The sequence below is a fragment of the Denitromonas ohlonensis genome (genome assembly GCF_007625205.1).
Classification (GTDB): Bacteria; Pseudomonadota; Gammaproteobacteria; order Burkholderiales; family Rhodocyclaceae; genus Nitrogeniibacter; species Nitrogeniibacter ohlonensis.
The window spans coordinates 51,364-75,382 of record NZ_VMNI01000001.1 but is presented as its reverse complement, the minus strand read 5'-3'; the positions used below and the strand labels follow the sequence as shown (position 1 = coordinate 75,382).

The following is a 24,019-nucleotide window of genomic DNA, read 5'->3' as shown; positions in this document are numbered from 1 at the left end:
CAACTCCTTCAGGCGGATGCGGTTTCGTTCAGATAGCGGCCGGTGCCCAGGCTGCCGGGGCCTTGCCGGGCGAACTTCACCATCAGGTACATCTCGACGATGAGCAGGACGGTATAGAAGCCGACGAAGCCCGCCAGCGATCCGTAGAGCGACTCCACCGACAGGGTCGAGACCGACAGATGGGTGGGCAGCACGCCGTAGATGGTCCAGGGCTGGCGGCCGTACTCGGCCACGAACCAGCCCATTTCGCAGGCGATCCACGGCATCGGCAGGAACCACAGCGCCCAGCGCAGTAGCCAGCGCTGCTCGGCAAAATTGCCCTTGACCGCGTACCAGGTCGCCAGTCCAAACAGCGCAATGAGCGCAAAGCCCAGCGCCACCATCAGCCGGAAGGTCCAGAACAGCGGGGTGACGCGCGGGATGGTGTCGGCGGCCGCCCGGTCGATCAGCTCGGGGGTGACCTGGTCCATGTCGGTCACATATTTCTTGAGCAGCAGCCCGAAGCCCAGATCCGCTTGGTGAGCATGAAGCCGTGTCCGCGCGGCACTATCGTCGGGGTTGCGGCGGACCGCCTCGAGGGCCTTGACTGCGTCGATGCCGTAGACGATGCGCGCCCGGTTCTGGACCAGGATCTCCTTGAGGCCGGGGAGCACGGTGTCGGTCGAGCGGGTGCCGATCAGGCCCAGCACCCAGGGGATCTCGATCTCCCAGTCGTTCTTCATCTCCGCCTCGTTGATGCCGGCGATGAGCTTGAGCCCGGCCGGCGCCGGCTCGGTCTCCCACATTGCCTCCATCGCCGCCAGCTTGGTCTGCTGGGCTTCGCCGACGGTGTAGCCGGACTCGTCGCCGAGCACGACGACCGATAGCGCCGAAGCCAGCCCGAAGGCGGCGGCGATGCGGAACGATCGCTTGGCGAAGGCCACGTCACGCCCGCGCAGCAGATACCAGGCACTGATCGAGAGCACGAACATGGCGCCGGTCACGTAACCGGCCGACACCGTATGCACGAACTTGGCCTGGGCATCCGGGTTGAACACCACGGCCCAGAAATCCACCATCTCCATGCGCATGGTGGTGGCCGAGAACTCGGCGCCGACCGGATTCTGCATCCAGCTGTTGGCGATAAGGATCCACAGCGCCGACAGGTTGGTGCCGATCGCCATCATCAGCGTGACCAGCAGATGCTGTTTGCGCGACAGGCGGTCCCAGCCGAAGAAGAACAGACCGATGAAGGTCGATTCCAGGAAGAAGGCCATCAGGCCCTCGATCGCCAGCGGCGCACCGAAGATGTCGCCGACGTAGTGCGAGTAGTAAGCCCAGTTGGTGCCGAACTGAAACTCCAGCGTGATGCCGGTCGTGACGCCGAGGGCAAAGTTGATGCCGAACAGCTTGCCCCAGAAGCGGGTCATGTCCTTGTAGATGGGTAGGCCGGTCATCACATAGACCGACTCCATGATGACCAGAATCCACGTCATCCCGATCGTGAGCGGAACGAACAGGAAGTGGTACATCGCGGTCGCGGCGAACTGCAGCCGCGACAGGTCGACGAGTTGTTCACTGATCATGAGGATGTCCTTGCGAAGTGGGTTGCGCGCCCTGGTTGATCCGCGTTTCCATGGCCTGCGGGGTCACGGTCGTGTTCGTATCGCGCACCACGGCCCACCACAGGGCGGCAATCGCGATCACCTTGACGATCACGATGAGGATCAGCTCACGGGCAAGTTGTCGGTCTTTCATGCCTTGGTGTTCCTTATCTGTCGCTACACGTCTTACAAGACGCGTGCCAGGCGCTGTGCTGATGCGATTCTTGATGTAAAACAAGGCATTGCGTACGTTGATCGTCATCTCAACGCTTGACGCGTGACTGGCAGCGGCAGATTATTGGCAGTACGACTGACAACTCTGGCAGCGCACCATGGCCCATGACCCCCGCCCGCTGATCGAACTGAAATCCTTTCTCGAGACGCTGCCCGAGCCACACATCCTGTTTGATCGGGACTACCGCATCCTGGCCGCCAATTCGGCCTACCGGCAGGCCAACGACGTGACCCACAGCGTCATCGGGCGGACCTGCTACGAGGTCTCGCATCACTATTCGGTGCCCTGCGATCAGGCCGGCGAGAGCTGCCCGCTGGCGCGCAGCCTCGCGTCCGGCCAGCGCGAGCGGGTGCTGCACCTGCATCACACCCCCAAGGGCGAGGCGTATGTGAACATCGAGCTGTCGCCGGTGCGCGAGGCGGGCGGAGAGGTGGCGTTTTTCGTCGAGAAAATGGAGCCGCTCAAGGTGGCACGTGGCCTGTCTGACCGGGCCGGCCTGGTCGGACGCGCACCGCGCTTCCAGGCCATGCTCGGGTTGCTGGCGCGTGTGGCGCCGTCGGAGGCCACGGTGTTGCTGCAGGGCGAGTCCGGTACCGGCAAGGAGTTGGTCGCCAACGCCCTGCATGAAGCCAGCCACCGCGCCGATCGCCCCTTCATCGCCGTCGATTGCTCCGGGCTGCCCGAAACCTTGTTCGAGAGCGAGCTGTTTGGTCACGAGCGCGGCGCTTTCACCGGCGCCACGGCGCGCAAGCCGGGTCTGGTCGAAGTGGCCAGCGGGGGCACCTTGTTCATCGACGAGGTCGGCGATATTCCCCTGGGCATGCAGGTCAAGCTGCTGCGCCTGCTCGAGACCGGCACCTACCGCCGTGTGGGTGCCACCGAACTGCGCACGGCCGATATCCGTGTGGTGTCGGCCACGCACCGATCGCTGCGCGAGATGGTGGACGAAGGCCGTTTCCGCCAAGACCTCTACTACCGCCTCAACACCTTCCCGATCGAGGTCCCGGCCTTGCGCGATCGCGCCGAGGACGTTCCGCTACTGGCGACCAGCATGCTCACGCGTGTGGCGCCGTCGCGGACCCTGCGTCTGTCACCCGCCGTGCTGCGCTGCCTGAGCGCCTATCGCTTTCCGGGCAATGTGCGGGAGCTGCGCAATATTCTTGAGCGCGCCAGCCTGATGTGCGACGGCGAAGAAATTGGCCTCGAACACCTCCCGCCCGGACTCTGTGACGCGCCGCTGACCGCGCCAACACGCACACTCGCCAGCGACGACAGCCGCGGCACCGAGGGCCTGGCTGGCCTGGAGCGTCGTGCCTTGCAAGCTGCCCTGGCCGAGCATCCCGGTAGCCGCCGGCAGCTGGCTACCCGACTCGGCGTGTCCGAACGCACGCTGTACCGGAAGCTGAAAGCGCATGGACTCGCGGGGCGCACCGCATCGGATGCCGGCGACTGACCGATGTGTCGGAAGTGACAGCACCTGACTGCCAATTAGTGTCTTGAATGGCAGTTTTGGCGTATCTCGGCATCGAAGAGAAAGAGGATAAGTCATTGTTAATCAATGGTTTATCCTTGTTTTGTGGTTCTGGCACGGGACTTGAGTAAGGAAGTACAGGCAAGCCCCGGCGCACACCCGCGTCAATTTGGCTCTTCACGAGTCGCCAAATGGATCTCCCCAACCCCCAAGGTGTGGGTTCAGGTGCCGGGGTTCGCCACCTGAACAACGAGGTGCTGAACTCATGACTGACACACTTGCCGACCGCCGTCGCTTGCTGATCGCGACTTCTGCCGTGGGCGCTGCCGCCACCGCTGGCGTGGCGGTACCGCTGGTGGCCAGCCTCACACCCTCAGAGCGCGCACGTGCCGCTGGTGCGCCAGTGGAAGTGGACATCGGCAAACTCGCCCCGGGCGACATGATGACAGTCGAGTGGCGCGGCAAACCGGTGTGGATCCTGCATCGCACCGACACCATGCTCGCCAGTCTTGAGGGCAACGAGGCCGACCTCGTTGACCCCGCGTCGGCTCACCCCATGCAGCCGGCGTATGCGCAAAACCGCCACCGGTCGATCAACCCGCGCTACCTCGTCGCGGTAGGCATCTGCACCCACCTGGGCTGCTCGCCGAGCGAGAAGTTCGGCACCGGCGCAGCCAGCGGCCTGGGCGCGGAGTGGCCGGGCGGCTTCCTGTGCCCTTGCCACGGCTCCACCTTCGATCTGGCCGGCCGGGTGTATCTGCACAAGCCCGCGCCCGACAACCTCGAAGTGCCGCCGCACAAATACCTCAGCGACACCCGGTTGATCATCGGCGCCGACGACGACGCCGCCTAAGCGGACGCCAGTTCGCGCAAGTCAGCGGTCGCGTCCGCGCCAAAACCGTCCGACAACAGATAGCGAACCAACTGCGCCGAGCACACCGCCGGCGCTATCAATGCGCCGTCGCGTTTGAGCGACTCGAAGCGCTCACGGGCCGGAAAGCGGGCGCCGTCGCTGCTGCGCACCTGCAGCTGCATATCGGTGTCGACCAGCCCCGGCGCCAGACTGCAAATGCGCAGCCCCGGTACACCGTCCTCGACCACCGCGCGGGCGTGGTGGTCCAGCGCCGCCTTGGTGGCGCCATACACATTCCAGCCCGCATACGCCTTGCGTGCCGCGCCGCTCGACACATGCACGATGCGCCGGTCGCGCGCGGCCGGTGTGGCGGTCACGAATGCATCGGCCAGCAGTAGCGGCGCGGTCACGTTCAGGCTCACCGCTTGTGCAATGGCGCCGCCGCCCTGCGTGCCGAGCGGCCCGACCGGTTCGACGGTGCCGGCATTGTTGATCAGCAGCACGGCGTCGTCGTCGGCCAGAAAGTGGGCCATCTCGTCGCTCGCCAGCCAGTGCATCAGCGCGTCGGTGTCCGACAGGTCCAGCGCGGTCTGTGTCAAGCCCGGCCCGACATGTGTCAGCGCCGGGTTGTGCTGGCGGGCCAGGCCGAGCACGGGGATGCCGCGTTCGAGCAGCGTCGTGGCAAGCGCGGCGCCCAGGCCGCGGCTGGTGCCGGTGACAATGGCTTTCATTGGTGAAGTCCTTGGCAGTATCGGGGAGGGCGTTCACCCGATAGTGTAGGTCGATTGGGCCAGACGTGACGACGCCCGACTGGCGGCAGCTGCTGCTGGTCGGGCGTCGTCGGTTGGTCGGGTGCGAAGGACGGGCCGACTGCGCTCAGGCGTCGGTCAGGACATCTTCCACCCGCAGGCGAATGCGGCGGCCGTCCGGAAAGGTCCAGTCGATCTGTTCGCCCACCGACAGACCGATGAGCGCCGAACCGACCGGCGCAAGAACGGACACCTTGCCGGCGGCGGCGTCCGCGTCGGTGGGATAGACGATTTCGATGTCGCGGGACACCCCGGTGGCGTCATCGATGTAGCGGACACGGGAGTTCAGCATCACCACGTCGCGCGGCACGGCGCGGGTCGGCATCACCACCGCGCCTTCGAGCTCGGCGCGCAATTGAGGCTCCGGGTTGAGTGCCATGAGCCGGACAAAGTCGGCGTCGCCCAGGATGATGTAGTCGCTGCGCATTTCCTCTCCATAGATGTGTGCGGATGCTTCGCTGCATCCCGAACCCATGGTAGGTGAGGCCGACCAAATTGATAAGATCGCGAAAGGGCACAGCATTGGTGCCAAATTGGCGACAAAGGACAGGTCATGAGCAAGGTCGATGGCATGCTGGTGTTCGCGCGGGTGGTCGAGGCGAAGAGCTTTTCCGAAGCGGCTCGGCGCATGAACGCCACGCGCTCCAAGCTGAGCAAGGCGGTGGCTGCGCTTGAGGCCTCGCTCGGCGTGCGCCTGCTCAACCGCAGCACGCGCCGGCTGAGCCTGACGGAAGTCGGTGCGGCCTACTACGCCCATTGCGCGCGCATTGCGCAGGAGCTCGAAGACGCCGAACAGACCATCGGCCACCTGCAGGCCGAGCCGCGCGGCGTGCTCAGGATCAGCGCCTCGGTGGCTTTCGGCACCTTGCATATCGCCCCGGCGCTGCCTGACTTCCTCGCGCGCTACCCCGAACTCAGCGCCGACATGACGATCAATGACCGTATCGTCGACCTGGCCGACGAAGCCTACGACGTGGCGGTGCGGATCGTCACCGAACCGGCGCCCGCGCTGGTGGCGCGGCGGCTGGCGCCGATCCGCCGCAAGGTGTGCGCCACGCCCGAGTATTTCCGGCGCTACGGTGTTCCGCGCACGCCGGAAGATCTGGTCAATCACAACTGCCTGCACTACACCCACGACCGCGATGCGTGGCATTTTTCCGGGCCGCAGGGGCAGATCGTGGTGCCGGTGTCGGGACGGCTGCACATCAACGACGACGAGGCCTTGTCGCAGGCGGTGCTCGGCGGGCTGGGCGTGGCCCTGCTGCCGACCTTCATCGTTGGCGCCGATCTGCAGGCCGGCCGGCTCGAAGCCGTGCTCTCCGAATACGTGCCGGTCGAACGCTTCGCCTACGCCGTCTATCTGCCGACGCGCCACCTCGCACCCAAAGTGCGAGTGTTCATCGACTTCCTGCTCGAGCGCTTCGGCCCGCAGCCCCACTGGGATCGCTTCGACCGAAACGACGGCCAGCCCTGACCGTTGGTGGCCGGTCGCATGATGCTGGACAATGCATCACCGCCTGCGCTGCGCAGGTTTGTCAAATGACTCGGGGAGTATCGCGGTGGAACCGCCCTTCAAATTCAGCGCCGCGCTGGCGCAGGCCATTTTGCACGCCAGCGGCGTCGATGTGGCTCGCGCCACCTTTGATCCGGTGAGCGGTGGCAGCATCAACATGGCGTATCGCGTCGGCGTCGGCGATCAGTCCTTTTTCCTCAAGCGCAACCGCGCCGACGCGCTGCCGATGTTCGAGGCCGAAGCCGACGGCCTCGCCGCGCTGGCGGCCATCGGCGCCTTCCGCATCCCGCGTGTGCTTGGCTGCGGCGCGACGGACGACGACGCCTTTCTGCTGCTCGAACACCTGGATTTGCGCCCGCTCGCCAGCGACGAAGACGGCCTGCGCTTTGCCGAGGCGCTGGCGCAACTGCACCACGACACCGGCGCGCACTACGGCTGGCCGCGCGACAACTTCATCGGGCGCACGCCGCAAATCAACACCGAGAGCGATGGCTGGGCCCGCTTCTTCATCCTGCATCGCCTCACTCCGCAACTCGAACGTGCCCGCGCCAAAGGCTATGCCGGCGCCCTCGGCCGAGACGCCGACGCCTTACTCGAACGCGTGCCCGGCCTGTTCGTCGACTACCGCCCCCCGCCCAGTCTGCTGCACGGCGACCTGTGGAACGGCAACGCCGCCATCGACGACACCGGCCGACCCGCCATCTTCGACCCCGCCGTCTACCGCGGCGACCGCGACGCCGACCTCGCCATGAGCGAACTCTTCGGCGGCTTTCCCCACAGCTTCTATGTCGCCTACCGCCGCGCCTGGCCAATGGCCGAGGGCTACGAACAACGCAAGACGCTGTACAACCTGTACCACGTGCTCAACCACCTCAACCTGTTCGGCCGGGGCTATCTGGGGCAGGCGGAGCGGATGGTTCGGGGCTTGTATCAGGAGCTGCGGCGGTAAGTTCGGCGCCAAGGTCGGGCGAACTTGCGGGCAGGCTTTTCGCCGCAGTGGCATAGTGGTCCGATGGCGTTCAAAGTGCTTACTGCTGAAGTGTCACACGAGACCAACACCTTCAGCGTGCGCCAGACCGACGCGGATGCCTTCAGAGATCGTTTCTTTTTGCTGGGCGAAACCGCGCTCGTCGAGCGGGCGCATGCGAATACCGAGTTGGCCGGCGTGCTTGATGTCGGCCGCGCGCACGACTGGACGGTTCGGCATGTACTGAGCGTCGCCGCCGGCCCGAGCGGCTTGGTGAAGCGCGCAGCCTTCGACAGTTTTGCCGCGCCAATCATGCAGCGCGCCGCCGAGGCGCCGTTCGACGGGGTGATCCTGTGCCTGCATGGGGCGATGGTTACCGATTTTTGCGAGGACGGCGAAGGCGAGTTGTTGCGCCAGTTGCGCGCTGCCATCGGCATGACGGTGCCGGTGGCGATCACGCTGGACCCTCATGCGAATGTCACCCGTCAGATGTGCGCGCTCGCCGACATCATCGTTTCCTTCAAGACCTATCCGCATGTCGACATGCGCGACACCGGGCGGCACGCGGCGACTATCCTGCACCGGACGATGTCCGGCGAGATCCGGCCGCGCACGATCATGGCCCGGGTGCCGATGCTTGAGGAGGTCAACGGCGGGCGCACCGACGTTGGCCCGATGATCGCGCGTCTGGCCCGCGCACGCGCTTATGAAACGCGCGACGACGTATTCGCCGTCAGCATCAACGCCGGCTTTGCGAGTGCCGATATTGCCGAGGTCGGGCCCACCGTGCTGGTGACCGGCCAAGGCGAGGTCGACGCGCATATGGCGTTCGCTCAGGGGCTGGCGAATGACATGTGGGTGAGGCGTCATGAGTCCCTGAACACCTATTTGAGCGTCAAGGACGCGGCGAAACTGGCCCGCGAATTTCCGGCGGGCGAGGGCCTCTTGGTGATTGCCGACTATGCCGACAACCCCGGCGCGGGCGCCTATGGCGATTCGACCGCCTTGCTGGCGGCGCTCCTGGACGCCGACGTTGACGATGCCGCGTTTGGCCCGATGGTCGATAGCGAGGCGGTCAAGCTGCTGTGCGCGGCGAGCGTCGGCCAGCCCGTCAGGCTTGCCCTGGGCGGCAAGACGAACCCGAGGTTCGGCGGCGGACCGCTCCAGTTGGAAGGCACTTTGGTGTCCGTCTGGGATGGCAAATTCGTCGGCGACGGCCCGATTCTGGGCGGCCTGAGCGCCAGCTTTGGCCGCTCTGCCGTCATCCGCGTCAAGGGTGTCGAGATTCTAGTGGTGACGCTGGCCCGGCAGATTCTCGATGTGCAGCAGTTCAAGGCCTTTGGGATCGACCCGGCACAGAAACGCGTCGTGGCGCTCAAGTCGATGCAGCATTTTCGTGCGGCCTTCGAGTCGATCGCCGGCCGGATCATCGTCTGTGACAGCGGCGCCCTGTGCACCCCGGACTACCGCGCGCTGCCCTACCGCAGGGTGCGCCGACCGATCTTTCCGCTGGACGATTTCGACGATTGAGCCGGGAGGGGGGGGCAGTCCTCGGGGGACGTTTGGTTTGGGTGGGTTGTTGCACGGCACAATGCGTTTGGCGCGGGCGTTTTGGCGGTCCGCGGCTTGGTAAATTGCCGTGATCAAGCTGATAAAAGGCATCAATTTACTTTTAATTTCAAGTTGTCGCGCTTTTCAGCTCAATCCCGTGCGCTTGCTGCGGCTGGGCGCCGATCAACCGGTCGCGGGTCAGTTGTTGCGTCAAATGTGCTGCGTTGCGGTGTGCTATGGTGAGCGATACACCCGACTTTCTGGGGACTATTGGCTGACCTTCAGCGATACGCTGTCGGCCCAATCGGTCGTTTCCTTTGAGCCCACCAAAGGAGATCCAAATGTCCAGTCAGTTCCTCCGTTCGCCGAGCGCGACCATCCCCCGTCCCATGCCGTCGCTCGCAAGCGCGACAGCGGCCCCCATTGCCGCCGTACCGGTGCCCGGTGCCGAGCGGCGGGCCACCGCAATCGTCTATTGCGAGGCTAATTTTGGCGCCATCGACGGCAAGACCGCCAATGGTCTCGTCCGGCACTCAGAGAAGTACAAGATCCTGTCGGTCATCGATAGTGAAAAAGCCGGGCGTGACGCAGGCGACGTGCTCGACGGTACTCCCAATGCCATTCCCGTCTGTGCCGACCTGGCGGCTGCGCTGGCGCTCGCCGGTGACATGCCGGACTACTTCATCTTCGGCATGGCGCCGGCCAGCGGCATGTTGTCGTCAGGCGAACGCGATATCGTGCTCGAGGCCATTGGCCAGGGCATGAACGTGGTCAATGGATTGCACGAGTTTCTCTGCGAAGACGCCGAGTTCGTCGCCGCCGCCGCGGCAAGCAAGGTCACGCTCATCGATGTGCGCAGGCCGCGTGAGAAGAAGGATTTGCGCCTCTTCTCCGGCCGAATCAATCAGGTCAACTGCCCGCGCATTGCCGTGCTGGGCACCGACTGCGCCATTGGCAAGCGCACCACCGCAACGATTCTGACCCGCGCGCTCAACGCGGTCGGCATCAAGGCCGTGCTCGTCGGCACCGGCCAGACAGGCCTGATGCAGGGCGCCCGCTACGGCGTCGCGCTTGACGCGGTTCCCTCGCAGTTTTGCTCCGGCGAAATGGAAGCGGTGGTGGTCGAAGCCTTTGAAGGCGAGCACCCGGACGTGATCGTCATCGAAGGGCAGGGCGCGCTCAGCCACCCGGCGTTTTCAACCTCCAGCCTGATCCTGCGCGGCAGCCATCCCCATGCGGTGATCCTGCAGCACGCACCGGGGCGCGCACACCGTTGTGACTTTCCGGCCATGCCGATGCCCACCCCGGCCAGCGAGATCAATCTGATCCAGACCTTCTCCGACACCCGGGTCATCGGCCTCACCCTGAACCACGAGAACATGGAAGCGGCCGAGGTCGACACGGCGGCTACGCACTACTCACGCGAGTTGGGCATCCCGGTCGCCGACGCACTGACCCACGCCCCGGCGCGACTCGTCGATATGGTGCTTGCCGCGTTTCCCGAATTGCACAGGAGGCAGGTCGCCCTGTTGCAATGACCGCCCCGCGGCTTGAGATCGATCTCGACAAGATCCGTCATAACGCCCTCACGCTGGTGCAGCGGCTCGCGCGCCACGGTATCTCCGTCACTGGCGTGACCAAGGCTGTGCTCGGCTCCCCCGAAGTGGCAGGGGCCATGCTCGACGGTGGCGCCAGCGGGCTGGGCGATTCGCGGATCGAAAACATCGAGGTGATGCGTGCGGCGCATGTGCGCGGGCCGATGACGCTGATCCGCACGCCGATGCTGTCTCAGGTGAAGCGCGTGGTGGCCGGCGCCAATGTCAGCTTCAATACCGAAATCGATGTGATCGACGCCTTGTCATCGGCTGCCGGCAAGGCGGGCGTGGTCCACGGCGTCGTGTTGATGGTCGAGTTGGGCGACCTGCGCGAGGGGATTCTGCCGGGCGATCTCGCGCACATGGTGCGTCAGGTCCTACGCCTCCCCAACATCCTGCTTAAAGGCATCGGCGGTAATCTCGCCTGTGCCAGCGGCGTGGTGCCCGACGCCCGCAACATGGCAGAACTCTCTGCACTGGCCGACACGATCGACGCAAGTTTCGGCCTGCTGCTGCAAACCATCTCCGGCGGCAACTCGGCCAGCCTCGACTGGGCCCTGAGCGGCGCCGATACCGGCCGGATCAACGATCTGCGCCTCGGCGAAGCCATCCTTCTCGGCCGTGAGCCGCTCCATCGGCAGCCCATCAAGGGCTTGCACAGCGACGCCGCGGTGCTCGTCGCCGAAGTCATTGAGGCCAAGCTCAAGCCCTCCGAACCCTGGGGTGACATCGCGCAAACCGCGTTTGGCGGCAAGCCCCGGGAGCAGGATCACGGTCCGATGACTCGCCTACTGCTCGCAGTCGGCCATCAGGACACCGATCCCGGCGGGCTGGTGCCGCCGGCCGGCATCGAACTGCTCGGCGCGTCCAGTGATCACTTGATTGTCCGTGCGGAAAAAATCACGGTCGCCGTCGGCGACGAAATCCGCTTCCAGCCTAACTACGCGGCATTGCTGCGCGCAATGACATCGCCCTTTGTCGTCAAACGCCTCACAACGCGGGCGCCTGAAATGGCGCGGTTGTGCCAAATGGCGAGGGTGAGTGGAATGAGAAATTCAGGGCGGGTCGTGTGAATTGACGAGATCAGAGGACAGATTGAAAACGGGCGACATGGCGCGCCCGTCGATAAACAAAAACCCCCGCCGGCCTTGTGCCCGACGGGGGCTTCCCGTTCTACGTGCCCGTATCAGAAGAAGCGATACGTGTAGTCGAGGTACAGACGGTGATCGCGTTCGTTCTCTTTCACGCCATCGAGACGACCGGTCTTGTCCGACTGGTAGTCGAGGTAGGTGTAGCGAAGCGCCATGCCTTTGACAACCGGGATCGCGTAGCGCACGTCGAGGGCCCATTCGCTCTCGTCGGCTTCGCCCAGCGACGGCACATGGCTGTTGCGGGCGCCGGTGCCTTTCTTGTAGCTGAGGGTCGTCTTCAGGCCCTTGATGTAGTCCTTCCAGTCGTAACCGGCCTTGAGCATCCACACCAGTTCGTCGCGGTTGGAGAAGTCGGCCAGCACGCCGCCGGTGGGGAAGGCGTTGGTGCCGTGGTCGCCGGCGAAGTTGTCTTCGATCCATGCGCCATCAAACTTGGACAGGGCGCCGCCGAGCAGTACGTTGCCGAAGGTCCAGTCGGCCGCCACATACACGCCGAGGCCGTCGTTGTCGCTGGCGGTGGTGCCGGCGACCGAACCTGCGACGTCTTCGTCGTCGAGCTCGCTGCTTTCCGAACCGGTCACAAACAGGTCGCCATCGTCACGCGAGGCGTGCACACCGCCGGTGACTTTCAGCTTGGACTTGTTGGCCAGGGCGAAGGTGTAGGACGCCACCAGACCGGTCTTGCTCAGGAAGTTGTCGGCCTTGAGGTATTCGAAGTCGATGCTGAACGGGCCGGAGTCGTAGCTCACGCCAACCAGGCCGATGTAGTCGATGTCGCCCTCGGCGGAACGGTCGGTCTTGAACTCGTAGAAGTGCGCGTCAGAGCGCGGCGACCACTCGTTGTACATCGCGCCATAGAATTTCAGGCCCTTCATCGGCGTGACATTCACGGTGCCGCCAGAGAAGGAGTTGGGGATGGCGCGGCTGCCGGAGCTGCTCAGCAGCATGCTCTTGTGCACCTGGCGACCCAGCTTGGCGTTGACCACGTCCTGGTACTTGAGCTTGATGAAGGCCTGGCCGAGCTTGCCGAAGGAGTCATGCACATCGCCGTCCTTGTCGACCGACAGGATGTCCGAGGTCAGGCGGCCACTGGCACCCAGTTCGGTCACGCTGTAGCCGGACAGGCCGATACCGACGAAGTCCCAGTAGTAGGGCGATTCGTAGTTCAGCTGCAGACCCAGGGCCGACTGGCTGCGATCGTTGGCGTCGTTTTCGTAGTCGCGGTCAAAGTAAATGCCACGGGCTTTGAGTTCCAGCGAATGGCCTTTGGTGTCGGCAGCCGATGCGGTGCCGGCCAGGGCCAGGCTTCCGACCAGGATCTGGATCAGTAGGGGAATGCGCTGCTGCTTCATGGTGTCTCCTCGGTTTGTTTTGGGTATGTCGTCAGGGCTAGGGCTGGGGCAAGCTGTGTCTGATCCCGCTAGCTTGGCCAAAGTATGGCGAGCTTCATTGATGCTTTGAAATGCATTGTCAGTGCCTATTTATGCGATGTTCGCATCGATAAGAGGCGCGGGTTTTCAGGCGGCGGTCTTGGCTTTGTCGAGCGGCACGTGGACGACGCCGATGAACAGCGGACGCGCGGTGCGGACCAGACCGGCCACGGCGAAATGTGGCGCCTCCGGGGTTGAGCGCGGGTCGAGGCCCATGCGGATGTCGAGGCCGCCGGCGGGGTGTTCAATGCGGATCAGATCGGGGTCGGTCGCCGAGCGCCGGGCGTAGCGCGAGGGCACCGTGGCTTCAATGCTTGAGGCCGCCGCCAGGCACAGCGCGCCGGTCACGGCAAAGGCGGAGTGGCAGGTCCAGGGGGTGAAATAGCGCGACGTGATGGTGCCGCCCTGCGCTGGTGAGGCGACGAGCGCGATTTTTGGCAGCACGGACTGGCGGACATCCCCCATGCCGGCACGCAGCGCAATCTCAAGGCGAATGGCTTCGAGCCGGGCTTTCAGGTCGCTGTCGGCGTCGAGTTCCTGCCGGGTTTCATGCCCGGTTCGCCCGAGCGATTCGGCCGCTACGAAGACCAGCGGCGAGGCGAAGTCGATGCAGGTCACGTCGATGTCGCCGACGCGGTCAATCCGCTGCCCGGTTGGAAACAGCTTGCCGGTCTTGGCACCGGCCGCGTCGAGGAAGTTCAGCACGATGGGCGCGCCGGTGCCGGGTACGCCGTCAATCCGGGTGCCGCCGTCGTAGGTCACTTTTCCGTCCGGCGTTTGCACGATGGACTCGACGATCTTGCCGGTGTTCCGGTTGAGAATGCGCAGTGTCGTGACCGGGTGCTGGGCCTTGACCAGGCCGTTCTCGATCGCAAACGGGCCGACGCCGGCCAGCATGTTGCCGCAGTTGGGCATGGTGTCCACGCTCGACTGATCGACCGACACCTGGGCAAACAGGTATTCGATGTCTATGCCGGTTTGTGTCGAAGGGCTGACGATCACCGCCTTGCTGGAGAGGGTGTCGCCACCGCCGATGCCGTCTACCTGGCGGATATGGGGCGAGCCCATGGCCGCGAGCAGAATCCGGTCCCGCTCGGCCGGGTCGCTCGGCAAATCATGGGCCTGAAAGTACGGCCCCTTTGAGGTGCCGCCGCGCATCAAGGTGCAGGGGATGTCTTTGAACATGGGTTCCTCGTTGTCCGAGCGACTGTGAGCAACCCATTCTGGCGTGATGCGATAAATGTTAGAAATGCAATGTCTTGTCGTTTTGTTGCGTTCGGCGCATTAATTGGCGTGAGGGTTTTCGTGCAGGAATGTTTTCACATGCGCGAATGCGTTCTCGAAATAGGCCTCGTAGGTGTCGTGCTCGACAAAGCCGAGGTGGGGCGTGCACAGAATGCGAGGATGGCTCAGATAGGCCTGCACGCCGGTCGGCTCGTTTTCGAACACGTCGAGCGCGGCAAAACCTGGCCTACCGGCTGCCAGTGCGTTGAGTACGGCACCGGGCGCGACGAGCTCGGCGCGGCTGGTGTTGACCAGCAGGGCGTGCGGTGGCATGGCGGCCAGGTGCTCGGCGGTGACGATGTGCCGTGTGTCGGGTGTCATCCGCAAATGCAGGCTGAGCACATCGGCCTGCGAGAAAAAGCGTTGGCGGTCGGCCACAAAGTGGTCGCCGGCCTGCTCGGCGGCGCCGCGTGAGCCCTCGCGCCCATGCGCGATCACCCGCATGCCGAAGGCGCGGCCGAAGCTCGCCACCCGTGCGCCGATGCGTCCGTAGCCCCAGATGCCGAGCGTGCGGCCATGGAGCACGGTGCCCAGGGCTTCGTCTTCGCGCCGCTCCGCGCTGCGCTGCCAACGCCCGGCGTCGAGCTGGCGGACGTAGGGCACCAGGCGGCGCGAGGCGGCCAATATCAGCGCCCAGGTCAGCTCGGCCGGGGCGATCGGGTTGCCGCTGCCATCGCGCACTTCAACCCCATGCCGTGCGCAGGCGTCGAGGTCGATGCAACCGGCCAGGCGTCCGGTCTGGACGATCAGTTCAAGCTCGGGCAAGGAGGCGATCACCGCGGCGGTGATGGTGGTGCGCTCGCGGATCAGCACCAGGCAACGGGTGCCGCGTAGTGCCGCGATGAGTGCGGCCTCGGTGTCGATGGGCTCGTGCAGCACCTGCAGGCGGGCATCGATGCCGTCGAGCAGGCGTGCGGCGTCGAGTCGCGACACGACGCCCTGATAGTCGTCCAGTACGGTGATTCGGTTCATGTGTCGGTCTCCGGAACTATCGCGAAATCAGTCTATCGTGCGTGGCGCAACGCCCTGAGCGGCATACAGCGGTCGCAGGTGCACTCGCATGAATTCGAGCCGCAGCGAAAAGCGGACGCCCACCGCCACCAGCAACAGCCCGGCCGACAGCAAGGCGGCATCGGGGCCCATCGCGTCGGCGACCCAACCCACCGCCAGGCCACCGACCGCGGCGGCGCCGAGATTGGCCGCGGTGTAGAGCGCCAGCACGCGTCCGCGCAGCCCCTCGGGCAGAATCGTTTGGAGGATGGTGTTGCTCGAGGCGTTGCACACGATCATGCTGAAGCCGAGCAGGAACAGTTGGACCAGGGCAAGCCATAGCTCGGCGGTGAGCGCAAAGCCGATGAGCGCCGTGCCGGCGAGCACGCTGGCGTGGAGGATGCTGCCAGTGAGGCCGCGCACGGAGGGGCGTGACATCAGATACACCGAGGCCACCAGTGCGCCCGCGCCGGCGCTGCCGAGCAGTACGCCGAGGGTGTTGGGCCCGCCCTGAAACACATCGCGGGCGAAGGCCGGCATCATCGGCAGATAGCTGGCGGCGAAAAAATTTACCAAGGCAACCTGGATCAACAACATCCGTACGGGCACGCTGCCGCGGACATAGGCGAGACCTTCGCGCAGGGCAGAACGAAATGACGCTGGCGAGGGGCGCGACGATGGGCTGTCGATGCGTCGAAGCGCCAGAATCAAAGCCAGGAAGGACAGGCCATTGACCGCGAAACACACCGCCGCCGAGGTGGCGGCGAGCAAGAGCCCGGCGGTCGGCGGGCCGACGAAGCGGGCCACATTGAAGGTCAGCGTGTTGAGTGCGATGGCGTTCGGAATGTCGTCGCGCCGGGCGACGAGCTGCCCGGCGAGCGAATGCCGTAGCGGTGCGTCGAAGCTGTTGAGCACGCCCAGCACGCCCGCCGCGACCAGAATCAGCCAGGGTTCGAGCCAGCCGAAGTAGGTGAACACCGCCAGAAAGATCGCCTGCGCCAGCATCAGCGTCTGGATCTGCAGCATCAGGCGTTTGCGGTCGCTGCGGTCGATGACGATGCCGGCGAAGGGCGCCACCAGCAGTTGCGGGGCGTTGCTCAGAAAGGCCACGGCGCCCAGCAGCACGGTTGAGTCGGTGAGTCGATAGACCAGCCAGCCGAGCGCGACCTGTTGAATCCAGGTGCCGACCAGCGACAGCAACTGGCCGAAGAAATAACGCCGGTAGGCCGGCGAGGCCAGCGCGCGCCAAGCCTGGCCACGCGCCGGCTTCGCCGGCCCCGGACGTTCAGCGTCGTGTGAGGGCTTAGCCATCGCTCCCGACGCCGACCGGATTGGGGCGCCGCTTTTCGATCGCCCACTTGAGCAGTGCCGCGCTGCGGTAAAAGCCGTGGGCAAACTTGCCGTAGGGCATGGTCAGAAAGAGGCCCATCACCACGCCCAGATGCACCGCCAGCAGCAAGCCCATGGCGGAGGTATCGCGTCCGGCGAGCAAGGCCAGGCCGGTCAGGCTGGTGAAGAACAGCAGGGCGATGAAGCCGCGATCCATCGGTTTTTGTGCCGCGTCGCCATGCTCGGGGTGACGCTTCAGGTTCAGCCAGAACAGACCGGCCGGGCCGATCAGCAGGCCGATGCCGCCCACGGTGCCGAGCACTACCGGCAGGCTGGTGAAGGCGTAGGGCGCTTCCCAGCCAAACACGTAGTGATACAGCGTAGCCACACTGGTGGCGGCAAAGCACAGCATGAAGCCGTAGAAGGTCAGGTGGTGGTACCGCCGCCGCGCCAGGGTGAAGGCGTCGTCGGCGTTGTTGCAGCCCTGGCCGTGGCCGCCGTCGAGGTAGGTCAGGCGCAGTACATCATGCGTGGTCTCGGCAATCGCCGCGCCGCTGGCGGCGCCGGGGGCGGCTTCGCGCCAGAAGCGCGCGACGCCGATGCCCAGCGCCAGCGCCGCAAACAGGAAGACCGGCGCGAACATCGAGACCAGCAGATTGTGCGGAAAAATGGCGTAGAAATCGCCGGCCAGCGGCGTATGAAACAGCGTGCCCTGAACCATCAGCGCGAGCACCAGGAACAGCGCCAGGCCGCCCGCCACGGCCAGCGCGACGGTCACGCCATTGTTGCGATACAGCTTGCCGAAGCCGGTCGGCCAGGCGAAATCCGAGTAGGTGCGGGCGCGCACGGTGGCCATGGCTTGCGGCACATTGACCGCAAATTCATGCGGTGGGGCGTACTGGCAGGCGTGCAGGCAGGCGCCGCAGTTGTGGCACAGATTGGCCAGATAGTGCACATCGGCCTTATCGAAGGCGAGGCGCCGGGTCATGGCCGGAAACACCGCGCAAAAGCCTTCGCAGTAGCGACAGGCGTTGCAGATTTGCAGGATGCGGCCGACTTCGGCCTCGTCGGCGTTGAGCGCCGGCAGATTGCGTCCGGCGGCCAGATCAGTGGCTTCGCGGGCCAGGGCTTCAAGCGATTGCATGGGATTCTCCTTGGCGCGCGGCAGCCGCGGCGTGAGCGCCGGCGATGCGGCCGAAGGTGGTGCCGATGGTCATGCCGACACCGGCGGTGTAGCCCTTGCCGAGCACGTTGCCGGCCATCATTTCGCCAGCCACGAACAGGTTGGGGCTCGGCACATCCGAAAAATGGACGGCGGCCTGTTCATTCACTTTCAGCCCCAGGTAGGTGAAGGTGATGCCGGGCTTGAGCGCATAGCCGCGGAAGGGCGGGGTGTCGATCGGCAGCGCCCAGTGGGTCTTGGCCGGCGACAGGCCTTCGGTGTGGCAGTCGTCCTGCACGGTGTGGTCGAAGGTGCCGACGTGGCAGGCGGCGTTGTACTCGCCCACGGTACGCACAAAAGCCGCCTCATCGATGCCGAGCTGGCGGGCGAGCTCTTCGAGCGTGTCCGCCGTGGCGCCGGGAAACACCGGCGGCATGAAGCGGCCGTTGGCCTTGGCGTCGATGATCGAGAAGCCGATCTGGCCGGGCTGCTGCGCCACCAGACGGCCCCAGATCGCGTAGCGCTTGGGCCAGAAGTCTTCGCCTTCGTCGTAGAAACGCGCGGCGTGTTTGTTGACCACGATGCCCAGCGACACACAGTCGATGCGGGTGCAGATGCCGCCGTCGTAGAGCGGGGCGCGGGCGTCGATGGCCACGCAGTGAGACTGCGAGGGGTCGCCGATCATGTCGGCGCCGGCGTCGATCATGGCCTTGAGCAGCACGCCGCGGTTGAAGCGGGTGCCGCGGATGGCGAAGTTGTCGGCCGGCCACTCGCCATTTTCATTTTGTCCCCAGGCCTCGCGCAGCCATTCGCGGTTGGACTCGAAGCCGCCGGCGGCCATCACACAGGCGCGCGCGGCGATGCGTTCATCGCCAACCCAGGCGGCGCGGAACACGCCGTTTTCCAGTTCGATCCGATCGACCGGCGCCTCGTAGCGGATGCGCACGCCCAGCGCTTCGGCGCTGCGGTAGTAGGCATTCACCAGCGCCTTGCCGCCGCCCATGAAGAAGGCGTTGGTGCGCGACAGATGCAGGGTGCCTGACAGCGAGGGCTGAAAGTTGACGCCGTGCTTGCGCATCCAGTCGCGGCAGTGCGAGGACTCGCGGATCGCCAGGCGGGCGAGCTTTTCGTTGGTGACGCCGCCGGTGACCTTGAGCAGGTCTTGCCAGAATTCTTCTTCGGGGTAGCTCTCGGTCAGCACGTCCTGCGGGGCGTCGTGCATGCAGCGCAGGTTGCGGGTGTGACTGGAGTTGCCGCCGCGCCATTCGCGCGGGGCGGCTTCGAGCAACAGCACCGAGGCGCCGGCTTCGCGCGCCATCAGCGCGGCGCACAGCGCGGCGTTGCCGCCGCCAATGATCAGCACGTCGACGGTGCCGGGATGCATCTCTTTCATGGGTCGAACTCCTGTGTGTTGCTCGGTCGCCATCGACTATCGTTGTTTTGGCGCCGGCCACCCAAAGCCGACCCAAGATCGGGCTATCTCGATTCGAGATGCAGGGGGGTGACCCCGCGCCAGTGCCCGTTGCTGACCAGCTGGCTCACCGTGTGGCGCAGGGTGGTGCGGGTGGCGAGGGCGGCGGGCGAGAGCTCGTCTTCGGACAGGCTGCACAGCAGATTGCGGCGGGCGGTGCCTTCGTCTTCAAGCTCGCTCCAGCGCAGGCGCGCGGCGGCGTCCGGCTGGCGGGCGAGGGCCGCCCACGGCTGCACGCTGGCGCCAATGCCGTGATTGACCATGTCCATCAGCACATACAGCGAGTCGACTTCGGCGACCACATTGGGCGCCACGCCGAGGGCGTTGAGCGCGGTGTCGATGACGCGGCGCAGGCCATGGCGCGGGGTGGGCAGCACCAGCGGCAGGTCGGCCAGTGCGCCGAGTCGGGTGGGCAGTGGCGTAGGCGAGGCATCGGCGCGGGCGATGACGAACAGCCGCTCGTCGAGCATCGGCTCGATAGACCAGCGGCGCGCCTGGTGGCCGTCGAACAGCACTGCGATGTCGAGCTCGCGGCCGTTGAGCATCTGGCCGAGATGGCCGGACATGGCCTCGACCAGACGAATACGGATGTCGGGATACTGCGTGCGCATGGCCTGCATCAGCGGCAGGCCGAGCAGCCCGGCGGTGGTCGGCGCGAGGCCGACACTGACCACACCTGACAGGCGCGAGTGCTGCGCGGCGGAGGCGGCTTCGTCGGCATGGCGCAGGCTCAGTTGCGCGTGGGCCATGAAGGCCAGCCCGGCTTCGGTCGGCTCGATGCCGCCGGGGTTGCGCTGGAGCAGGCGGGTGGACAGCTCGCTTTCGAGCTTCTGGATCTGCAGGCTGACGGCTGACTGGGCGACGCCCAGATCGAGCGCGGCCTGGCTGATGCTGCCCAGTTCGACGGTGCGGACGAAATAACGCAGTTGTCTCAGTTCCATCGCTTCCGACGCCTGTAAAAAATGGATGAAGCGGGCATGGCCTCGCGGCCAGCCCGCCTCAAGCGCGAGTCAGTTCTCGCTCAGTATGGCCACCATGGCCAGTTCGCTCAGTGGCGGGTACGCATCGCGATTTGCGCGGTCGGCGCGTTCGCCGGCGGGGCGCGGTGCCCGGCCACCCGTGTCGCTGATCGAGCCGAACAGCACCGGGCAGTCGAGCTGCTGCGCGGCCAGCTCGGTGATGTGTGTGTGCTGCATTGTCATTTCACCGCAGCCGCCCGGGCCAGCACTTTGTCGACCATCACGCCGGCCTGACCGAGGTAATTGGCCGGGTCGCACAGTTTGGCCAATGCGGCGCGGTCGAGGTGCACATTGATTTCCGGGTGTTCGGCCAGGATGTCGAGCAGCGGGCGATCGGTCTTGATCGCCTGGCGGCACAGGTCATACACCAGATCGTGCGCATACTCGCGACCGATGTAGGTACCGAGACCCATCATCACCGCCTCGGACATCACCAGGCCCTTGGTCAGATCGATGTTGGCGCGCATGTTGCCTTCGTCGACTTCCAGCCCTTCGAGCACGAAGCGGGTCTGCTTGAGTGCGCCGGCGAGCAGGCAGAAGGACTCGGGCAGGGCGATCCATTCGATTTCCCACGGACCGGTCGAGCGCTCGTGGTCGGCGATCATCGCGTCCATCAGCGCGGCGGAGTGCTGACGCACCACCGACACCGCGGCGTGGATGTAGCAGCTGGAGATCGGGTTGCGCTTTTGCGGCATGGTGCTGCTCGAGCCGCGGCCCGGCGCGAAGGGCTCATACACCTCGGCCACTTCGTGCTGCATCATCAGTTTGACGTCCATCGCGATCTTGCCCAGCGAGCCGCCGACCAGTCCGAGGAAGGCGCCGACTTCGGCGATGGTGTCGCGCACGGTGTGCCAGGCGATGTCCGGCTGGGCCAGACCCAGCTCTTCCATCAGACCGGCCTGGGTTTCCATGGCGCCGGTCTCGATCGAGGCCAGGGTGCCGCAGGCGCCGCCGAATTCACCCATTAGCACGCGCGGGCGCAGCTGCGCCAGACGCTCGCGGTGACGCTCGATGCCGGCCAGGATGGAGGCGGTCTTGAAGCCGAAGGTGACCGGAATTGCCTGCTGCAGGTTGCTGCGGCCGATCACCGGGGTGTCGCGGTAGCGCTTGGACAGCGACACCAGCGCGGCGGAGATGGCGGCCAGTTCGCCGTCGATGATTTCCAGGCCTTCGCGGATCTGCATCACCGTTGCGGTGTCGGTGATGTCCTGGGTGGTGGCGCCCCAATGCACGAACTCGCCGAGCTTGTCGCGGCACAGCTGGTTGATCTGGGTGACCACGCCGAGCACCGGGTAACCGATGCGCTCGGTCTGCTCACGCAGGCGGTCCATGTCGATCTTGTCGATATGGCAGTTGCCGATGATCTCGTCCGCGGCTTCTTGCGGAATGATGCCGAGCCGGCCCTGCACGACGGCCAGGGCGCGTTCGATGGCGACGTAATGCTTGGTGCGGTTGCGGTCGGACCACACCTCGCGCATGGCGTCGGTGCTGAAGATGTTGCCGAAGATGCTTGAGTCAATGATGCTCGCGGCCATGGTGTTGCTCCTTGAATGGGGGGGATTCGGTGTTGTTTGAATAGATGTCAGTTAGGTTCGCTCGCGTGGCTGCGGGCGAGGATGGCCTGTGCCTTGAGCACCACCGGCCGGTCGATCATTTTTCCGTCGAGCTGAACCGCGCCTTCGGAGGCTTCAGCGGCGGCCAGCACGCGGTGCGCCCAGGCCTGGTCTTCGGCGCTGGGTCGGCAGGCGGCGTGAATCCAGCCCACCTGCTTGGGGTGAATGCACATCTTTGCGCCGAAGCCGAAGGCCCGGGCGAAGGCGAAATCGGCGAGCACGCGCGCTTCGTCGGTGACCGAGGGCGTGACCCCGGCCACCGGTGAAGGCAATTCGGCGCAGCGCGCGGCGATGGCGATGCGCGATGAGGCGTAGGCCAGCCCGGCTTCATCGCCCGACAGGTCGAGGTCGACCGCGTAGTCCAGCGTGCCAAAGGCCAGCCGTGCGACGCCCTCGGTGGTGGCGATCTGGTCGACGTTGTGGATGCCGCGGGCGGTTTCGACCAGCGCCAGCACCTGCGCCTGCGTGGCGGTGGCGCGGACGAGGTCGATCTGCTCGCGCCATTCGCTCTTGGGCAGCATCACCAGGCTGATGCCGGTGTCGCGGATCATCGCCAGATCGTCGGCAAACCATGCCGACTGTGTGTCGTTGATGCGCACGGCGATGCGCTCGGCGGCCTCGGCGTGCGATGCCACCCAGTTGGCGATGGCGTCGCGGGCGCCGGCCTTGTCGGCCGGCACGACCGCGTCTTCGAGATCAAGAATGATCACGCCGGCATCGGTGGCGAAGGCTTTGTCGAAGCGCTCCGGGCGGTTGCCGGGCACAAAGAGGTAGCTGATGGGCTGGGGCATGGCGCGTCTCCTCGGTGCTCAGATCACGCCAGCCGACTTGAGCTCGGCGACCTGATCGGCGGCGTAGCCGAGTTCGGCGAGGATGGCGGCGGAGTGCGCGCCCAGCGCGGGCACCGGGTCCATGCGCGGGTCACCTTCTTCCCACGAGCCCGGCGGCAGCAGGGCCGGCACGGTGCCGACCGAGGTTTCGATGTTGCGCCAGCGCTTGCGCGCCTTGAGCTGCGGGTGGTCCCACACGGCGTGCATGTCGTTGACCTGGGCGTTGGCGATGCTCGCCGCGTCGAGGCGTTCGACGACCTGCTCGGCGCTCAGATCGGCAAAGGCGTCGACGATGATCTGGCGCAGTTCGACGCGGGCGGCGCTGCGGCGGGAGTTGGTCGAGAAACGCTCCTCGCGGGCCAGCTCGGGCTGCAGCAAGACCTTGGCGCAGAAGCCGGTCCACTCGCGCTCGTTTTGCAGGCCGAACATCACGGTCTTGCCATCGCCGGCCGGGAAGGGGCCGTAGGGGTAGATGGTGGCGTGGCTGGCGCCGGTGCGCGGCGGCGGGGCGGCGCCGTCGATGGCGTAGTAGAGCGGGTAGGTGGTCCACTCGACCAGGCTCTCGAGCATGGAGATGTCGAGGTGCTGGCCGCGACCGGTCTTCTGACGCTGCATCAGCGCGGCGAGGATATTGGTGTAGGCGTACATGCCAGCCGAGATGTCGGCAATCGACGGGCCGGTCTTGCAGGGCTCGTCTTCGGTGCCGGTGACGGACAGGAAGCCCGATTCGCTCTGGATCAGCAGGTCGTAGGCTTTCTTGTCGCGGTAGGGGCCATCGGCGCCGTAGCCGGAAATGTCGCAGACGATGATCTCGGGTTTGATTGCGGACAGCGCTTCGTAGGACAGGCCGAGCCGGGCGGCGGCGCCGGGGGCGAGGTTCTGCACCACCACGTCGGCTTCCTCGGTGATCAGCTTGAGCAGCGCTTTCTGTGCTTCGGGATGCTTCACATCCAGCGTCAGCGATTCTTTGGAGCGGTTGATCCACACGAAATGCGAGGCGATGCCGCGCACGCGTTCGTCGTAGCCGCGGGCGAAGTCGCCCACGCCGGGGCGCTCGACCTTGATCACCCGCGCGCCCAGATCGGCGAGCTGACGGGTGGCAAAGGGCGCCGCGATGGCGTGTTCGAGGGTAACGACGGTAATGCCTTCAAGGGGTCTCATTG

General features: G+C 65.6%; 22 protein-coding genes. 7 read left to right on the top strand and 15 right to left on the bottom strand.

Features of this window, described 5'->3' with window-relative positions; translation table 11 throughout:
- Positions 1-8 precede the first annotated feature (8 nt).
- Both FHP89_RS00360 and cydP read right to left on the bottom strand, forming a co-directional pair.
- The gene (locus tag FHP89_RS00360; RefSeq protein ID WP_144176480.1) at positions 9-1,565 is read right to left on the bottom strand and encodes a cytochrome ubiquinol oxidase subunit I; all 1,557 of its coding nucleotides are present in this window, start codon (positions 1,563-1,565) and stop codon (positions 9-11) included.
- Complete coding sequence (gene cydP / locus FHP89_RS00355; RefSeq protein WP_144176479.1) at positions 1,555-1,845, bottom strand: cytochrome oxidase putative small subunit CydP; 291 nt, start codon at positions 1,843-1,845, stop codon at positions 1,555-1,557. The genes FHP89_RS00360 and cydP overlap by 11 nt, the downstream gene beginning before the upstream one ends.
- 70 nt (positions 1,846-1,915) lie before the next feature.
- Here cydP and FHP89_RS00350 point away from each other — a divergent pair, with 70 nt between their 5' ends.
- Together FHP89_RS00350 and petA are read left to right on the top strand one after the other, a co-directional pair.
- A complete protein-coding gene (locus FHP89_RS00350; RefSeq protein ID WP_144176478.1) occupies positions 1,916-3,271 on the top strand; it encodes a sigma-54 interaction domain-containing protein in 1,356 nt (451 codons plus the stop codon).
- A 283-nt stretch (positions 3,272-3,554) separates the two neighbouring features.
- On the top strand, positions 3,555-4,142 hold the full coding sequence (gene petA, locus FHP89_RS00345) for a ubiquinol-cytochrome c reductase iron-sulfur subunit (protein ID WP_144176477.1): 588 nt from the start codon (positions 3,555-3,557) through the stop codon (positions 4,140-4,142).
- Here the strand turns inward: petA and FHP89_RS00340 are convergent.
- Both FHP89_RS00340 and rnk read right to left on the bottom strand, forming a co-directional pair.
- On the bottom strand, positions 4,139-4,873 hold the full coding sequence (locus FHP89_RS00340; RefSeq protein WP_144176476.1) for an SDR family oxidoreductase: 735 nt from the start codon (positions 4,871-4,873) through the stop codon (positions 4,139-4,141). The genes petA and FHP89_RS00340 overlap by 4 nt on opposite strands.
- A gap of 145 nt (positions 4,874-5,018) precedes the next feature.
- The gene (gene rnk / locus FHP89_RS00335) at positions 5,019-5,378 is read right to left on the bottom strand and encodes a nucleoside diphosphate kinase regulator (RefSeq protein ID WP_144176475.1); all 360 of its coding nucleotides are present in this window, start codon (positions 5,376-5,378) and stop codon (positions 5,019-5,021) included.
- A gap of 126 nt (positions 5,379-5,504) precedes the next feature.
- Between rnk and FHP89_RS00330 the strand changes: the two genes are divergently transcribed.
- The 5 genes from FHP89_RS00330 to FHP89_RS00310 all read left to right on the top strand — a co-directional run bounded on the left by FHP89_RS00330 (position 5,505) and on the right by FHP89_RS00310 (position 11,650).
- Positions 5,505-6,425, top strand: a complete 921-nt coding sequence (locus FHP89_RS00330; RefSeq protein WP_144176474.1) for a LysR family transcriptional regulator — start codon at positions 5,505-5,507, stop codon at positions 6,423-6,425.
- A gap of 85 nt (positions 6,426-6,510) precedes the next feature.
- Positions 6,511-7,413, top strand: coding sequence for a fructosamine kinase family protein (locus FHP89_RS00325; RefSeq protein ID WP_260851428.1), 903 nt, complete (start codon positions 6,511-6,513; stop codon positions 7,411-7,413).
- A 63-nt stretch (positions 7,414-7,476) separates the two neighbouring features.
- Positions 7,477-8,961, top strand: a complete 1,485-nt coding sequence (locus tag FHP89_RS00320) for a M81 family metallopeptidase (protein WP_144176472.1) — start codon at positions 7,477-7,479, stop codon at positions 8,959-8,961.
- Positions 8,962-9,323: 362 nt separating this feature from the next.
- Positions 9,324-10,520, top strand: coding sequence for a DUF1611 domain-containing protein (locus tag FHP89_RS00315; protein ID WP_222105281.1), 1,197 nt, complete (start codon positions 9,324-9,326; stop codon positions 10,518-10,520).
- Positions 10,517-11,650 carry an alanine/ornithine racemase family PLP-dependent enzyme gene (locus tag FHP89_RS00310; protein ID WP_144176471.1) on the top strand — a complete coding sequence of 378 codons (1,134 nt, stop codon included), beginning with the start codon at positions 10,517-10,519 and terminating at the stop codon, positions 11,648-11,650. The genes FHP89_RS00315 and FHP89_RS00310 overlap by 4 nt, the downstream gene beginning before the upstream one ends.
- A gap of 113 nt (positions 11,651-11,763) precedes the next feature.
- Here the strand turns inward: FHP89_RS00310 and FHP89_RS00305 are convergent, their stop codons facing one another.
- From FHP89_RS00305 to FHP89_RS00255, 11 genes are all read right to left on the bottom strand, one after another.
- Complete coding sequence (locus tag FHP89_RS00305) at positions 11,764-13,080, bottom strand: OprD family outer membrane porin (RefSeq protein ID WP_144176470.1); 1,317 nt, start codon at positions 13,078-13,080, stop codon at positions 11,764-11,766.
- A gap of 165 nt (positions 13,081-13,245) precedes the next feature.
- Complete coding sequence (locus FHP89_RS00300; RefSeq protein ID WP_144176469.1) at positions 13,246-14,343, bottom strand: 4-oxalomesaconate tautomerase; 1,098 nt, start codon at positions 14,341-14,343, stop codon at positions 13,246-13,248.
- A 99-nt stretch (positions 14,344-14,442) separates the two neighbouring features.
- Positions 14,443-15,414 carry a D-2-hydroxyacid dehydrogenase family protein gene (locus tag FHP89_RS00295; RefSeq protein ID WP_144176468.1) on the bottom strand — a complete coding sequence of 324 codons (972 nt, stop codon included), beginning with the start codon at positions 15,412-15,414 and terminating at the stop codon, positions 14,443-14,445.
- 27 nt (positions 15,415-15,441) lie between these two features.
- Positions 15,442-16,743, bottom strand: a complete 1,302-nt coding sequence (locus tag FHP89_RS00290) for an MFS transporter (RefSeq protein ID WP_144176467.1) — start codon at positions 16,741-16,743, stop codon at positions 15,442-15,444.
- Positions 16,736-17,905: a tricarballylate utilization 4Fe-4S protein TcuB gene (gene tcuB, locus FHP89_RS00285; protein WP_144176466.1), complete on the bottom strand. Its 1,170-nt coding sequence runs from the start codon at positions 17,903-17,905 to the stop codon at positions 16,736-16,738. The genes FHP89_RS00290 and tcuB overlap by 8 nt, the downstream gene beginning before the upstream one ends.
- The gene (gene tcuA / locus FHP89_RS00280) at positions 17,892-19,316 is read right to left on the bottom strand and encodes an FAD-dependent tricarballylate dehydrogenase TcuA (protein ID WP_313792178.1); all 1,425 of its coding nucleotides are present in this window, start codon (positions 19,314-19,316) and stop codon (positions 17,892-17,894) included. The genes tcuB and tcuA overlap by 14 nt, the downstream gene beginning before the upstream one ends.
- 83 nt (positions 19,317-19,399) lie before the next feature.
- A complete protein-coding gene (locus FHP89_RS00275; protein ID WP_144176465.1) occupies positions 19,400-20,335 on the bottom strand; it encodes a LysR family transcriptional regulator in 936 nt (311 codons plus the stop codon).
- A 69-nt stretch (positions 20,336-20,404) separates the two neighbouring features.
- Positions 20,405-20,590 (bottom strand): hypothetical protein, encoded by a 186-nt coding sequence (locus tag FHP89_RS00270; protein ID WP_144176464.1) that lies wholly within the window; start codon positions 20,588-20,590, stop codon positions 20,405-20,407.
- A gap of 2 nt (positions 20,591-20,592) precedes the next feature.
- On the bottom strand, positions 20,593-21,948 hold the full coding sequence (locus FHP89_RS00265; RefSeq protein ID WP_144176463.1) for a class-II fumarase/aspartase family protein: 1,356 nt from the start codon (positions 21,946-21,948) through the stop codon (positions 20,593-20,595).
- A 47-nt stretch (positions 21,949-21,995) separates the two neighbouring features.
- A complete protein-coding gene (locus FHP89_RS00260) occupies positions 21,996-22,817 on the bottom strand; it encodes an HpcH/HpaI aldolase/citrate lyase family protein (RefSeq protein WP_144176462.1) in 822 nt (273 codons plus the stop codon).
- A gap of 18 nt (positions 22,818-22,835) precedes the next feature.
- A complete protein-coding gene (locus FHP89_RS00255; protein ID WP_144176461.1) occupies positions 22,836-24,017 on the bottom strand; it encodes a CaiB/BaiF CoA transferase family protein in 1,182 nt (393 codons plus the stop codon).
- Positions 24,018-24,019: the final 2 nt, after the last annotated feature.

Bases quoted from the DNA above. Each gene is read 5' to 3' on its own strand.
- tcuB (WP_144176466.1), bottom strand. From the start codon at position 17,905: ATGCAATCGCTTGAAGCCCTGGCCCGCGAAGCCACTGATCTGGCCGCC.
- FHP89_RS00255 (WP_144176461.1), bottom strand. From the start codon at position 24,017: ATGAGACCCCTTGAAGGCATTACCGTCGTTACCCTCGAACACGCCATC.
- FHP89_RS00315 (WP_222105281.1), top strand. From the start codon at position 9,324: ATGTCCAGTCAGTTCCTCCGTTCGCCGAGCGCGACCATCCCCCGTCCC.
- FHP89_RS00310 (WP_144176471.1), top strand. From the start codon at position 10,517: ATGACCGCCCCGCGGCTTGAGATCGATCTCGACAAGATCCGTCATAAC.
- FHP89_RS00305 (WP_144176470.1), bottom strand. From the start codon at position 13,080: ATGAAGCAGCAGCGCATTCCCCTACTGATCCAGATCCTGGTCGGAAGC.
- FHP89_RS00260 (WP_144176462.1), bottom strand. From the start codon at position 22,817: ATGCCCCAGCCCATCAGCTACCTCTTTGTGCCCGGCAACCGCCCGGAG.
- FHP89_RS00320 (WP_144176472.1), top strand. From the start codon at position 7,477: ATGGCGTTCAAAGTGCTTACTGCTGAAGTGTCACACGAGACCAACACC.
- tcuA (WP_313792178.1), bottom strand. From the start codon at position 19,316: ATGAAAGAGATGCATCCCGGCACCGTCGACGTGCTGATCATTGGCGGC.
- FHP89_RS00275 (WP_144176465.1), bottom strand. From the start codon at position 20,335: ATGGAACTGAGACAACTGCGTTATTTCGTCCGCACCGTCGAACTGGGC.
- FHP89_RS00265 (WP_144176463.1), bottom strand. From the start codon at position 21,948: ATGGCCGCGAGCATCATTGACTCAAGCATCTTCGGCAACATCTTCAGC.
- FHP89_RS00350 (WP_144176478.1), top strand. From the start codon at position 1,916: ATGGCCCATGACCCCCGCCCGCTGATCGAACTGAAATCCTTTCTCGAG.
- FHP89_RS00360 (WP_144176480.1), bottom strand. From the start codon at position 1,565: ATGATCAGTGAACAACTCGTCGACCTGTCGCGGCTGCAGTTCGCCGCG.
- rnk (WP_144176475.1), bottom strand. From the start codon at position 5,378: ATGCGCAGCGACTACATCATCCTGGGCGACGCCGACTTTGTCCGGCTC.
- petA (WP_144176477.1), top strand. From the start codon at position 3,555: ATGACTGACACACTTGCCGACCGCCGTCGCTTGCTGATCGCGACTTCT.
- FHP89_RS00295 (WP_144176468.1), bottom strand. From the start codon at position 15,414: ATGAACCGAATCACCGTACTGGACGACTATCAGGGCGTCGTGTCGCGA.
- FHP89_RS00330 (WP_144176474.1), top strand. From the start codon at position 5,505: ATGAGCAAGGTCGATGGCATGCTGGTGTTCGCGCGGGTGGTCGAGGCG.
- FHP89_RS00270 (WP_144176464.1), bottom strand. From the start codon at position 20,590: ATGCAGCACACACACATCACCGAGCTGGCCGCGCAGCAGCTCGACTGC.
- cydP (WP_144176479.1), bottom strand. From the start codon at position 1,845: ATGACGATCAACGTACGCAATGCCTTGTTTTACATCAAGAATCGCATC.
- FHP89_RS00290 (WP_144176467.1), bottom strand. From the start codon at position 16,743: ATGGCTAAGCCCTCACACGACGCTGAACGTCCGGGGCCGGCGAAGCCG.
- FHP89_RS00340 (WP_144176476.1), bottom strand. From the start codon at position 4,873: ATGAAAGCCATTGTCACCGGCACCAGCCGCGGCCTGGGCGCCGCGCTT.
- FHP89_RS00300 (WP_144176469.1), bottom strand. From the start codon at position 14,343: ATGTTCAAAGACATCCCCTGCACCTTGATGCGCGGCGGCACCTCAAAG.